The sequence below is a fragment of the Micromonospora sp. NPDC004551 genome (genome assembly GCF_040609975.1).
Classification (GTDB): Bacteria; Actinomycetota; Actinomycetes; order Mycobacteriales; family Micromonosporaceae; genus Micromonospora.
Genome location: NZ_JBEXLM010000084.1, coordinates 1 through 1,436, shown reverse-complemented (window position 1 = coordinate 1,436; position 1,436 = coordinate 1). Strand labels below are relative to the sequence as shown.

Below are 1,436 nucleotides of genomic sequence, written 5' to 3'. Positions count from 1 at the left end.
GGTCACGTCCCGCGGCGTGGTGTAGATCGCCTGGGTGAGGCTCTGTGCGCTGTTCAGTTTTCCGGTTCTCGGTCGGGCTGACAACGAGTCTGGTCAGGCAGCGATGAGTTCGCTGGTGGGGGTCTTCGCGGGGGTGCTGATCTGGGCCATGCTGCCTTCGGCGAGGTAGCGGCGGTCGCCGGTCTGCCATTCGTCGTGGGCTTCGACGAGGACGGCGCCGGCGAGGCGGAGCAGGGCTTCGGGGTTGGGGAACACCCCGACGACGTCGGTGCGGCGTTTGATCTCCTTGTTCAGTCGTTCCAGGGGATTCGTCGACCAGATCTTCTTCCAGTGGCTGGGTGGGAATCCGGTGAAGGCGAGCAGGTCATGCGCGGCGTCGCGGAGCATGACCTCGACCTTCGGCAACTGGCGGCCGAGCATGCCGGCGATGACGTCGAGCTGTTCACGGACATGGGCGGCGTCGGGTTGGGCGAAGATGGTGCGGATCGCCGCGGCGACCATTTCCGCGTTGCCTTTGGGCACTTGCGCCAGGACGTTGCGCAGGAAATGGACCCGGCAGCGTTGCCAGGCCGCGCCGAGCAGCACCGCGGCGATGGCCTGCTTCAGACCGGTGTGGGCGTCGGAGATGACCAGCTGCACCCCGCCCAGCCCCCGTGCTTTGAGTGAGCGCAGGAACGCGGTCCAGAACGCGCCGTCCTCGCTGTCACCGACGGCGAAGCCGAGCACCTCCCGCCAGCCGTCGGCGCGGACACCGGTGGCGACCACGATCGCCTGGGACACCACCCTGCGGTTGACGCGGGCCTTGCAGTACGTGGCGTCGAGGAAGACGTAGGGAAACGCCGCCGTGGCCAAGGACCGGTCCCGGAAGGCGCCCACTTCCTCGTCGAGGTCGGCGCAGATGCGCGACACCTCCGACTTCGAGATGCCGGAGTCGGCGCCCAACGCTTTGACCAGATCATCGACCTTGCGCGTGGACACGCCGTGCAGGTAGGCCTCCATCACCACCGCGAACAGGGCCTGGTCGACCCGCCGCCGGCGTTCCAGCAGGCTGGGGAAGAACGAGCCGGTGCGCAGCTTCGGGATCCGCAGATCGAGATCCCCGGCCGTGGTGGTCAAGGTGCGCGGGCGGTGGCCGTTGCGCTGCGCCACCCGGGCTTCGCTGCGCTGATGCGGGGCGGCGCCGATCACCGCGGTCAACTCCGCCTCGATCAACGCCTGATAGATCGTCTCCGCCGCCTGCCGGACACGATCATTCACCTCCGCCGCCTTGAGTGCATCCAGCACCTCCAACAAGGCAGACTGGTCCAGGGTCATCGCGTACTCCGTCCTCTGCGTGTTCTTGGTCGTTCACACAGAGACTCACGCGATGACCCACCTCTATGCCCGAGGCACGCCGAAGCAGGTCAACTTCTACACCACCCGGCGGGACGCAACCG

1 protein-coding gene is annotated in these 1,436 nt (G+C 67.4%); it reads right to left on the bottom strand.

The genetic code is table 11. The annotated features are described in order from the left end of the window. Positions 1-93: 93 nt before the first annotated feature. Positions 94-1,314, bottom strand: coding sequence for an IS256 family transposase (locus tag ABZW14_RS34200; RefSeq protein WP_355355387.1), 1,221 nt, complete (start codon positions 1,312-1,314; stop codon positions 94-96). Positions 1,315-1,436: the final 122 nt, after the last annotated feature.